The sequence below is a fragment of the Vibrio sp. 10N.222.55.C6 genome, assembly GCF_041473395.1.
GTDB lineage: Bacteria > Pseudomonadota > Gammaproteobacteria > Enterobacterales > Vibrionaceae > Vibrio > Vibrio crassostreae_C.
On record NZ_JBFRSD010000688.1, the window covers coordinates 1 to 395 of the forward strand.

The 395-nt window shown below is 42.5% G+C and carries 1 protein-coding gene; it reads left to right on the forward strand.

The genetic code is table 11. The features are described 5' to 3' along the window. Positions 1–49: 49 nt before the first annotated feature. Positions 50–395, forward strand: a 346-nt coding sequence (locus tag AB4486_RS25655; protein ID WP_372119554.1) for a type IV pilin protein, incomplete at its 3' end; no start/stop codon positions are given.

Genomic DNA, 395 nt, shown 5'->3' on the forward strand with positions numbered 1-395 from the left:
GCTACCACCGAAGAAAAATAGGCTGAATATAGAGAAGGAACTACTCGTGATGATTCGAAAAAATAAATGCAACAACAACAACTTAAGTTGCAAAGGGATGACATTGATCGAACTATTGGTCGCAGTGGCTATTATTGGAGTGCTAACCGCTATCGCCTACCCAAGCTATACCGAACATGTCATTAAATCGCATAGAACAGCAGCATTAGCTGATATGGCAAAAATACAACTCACACTTGAGCAGTCATACAACGGTGTCTATAACTGGGGCAGTATTATTTCAGGAGGGGCTTGTGCTATATGTGAATCACCAAGTGATCGCTATGTATTTTCTGTCGCAAGTTCAAGCAGCATGGCATATACAATAACCGCCACGGCACAGTCAACTAAGGGGC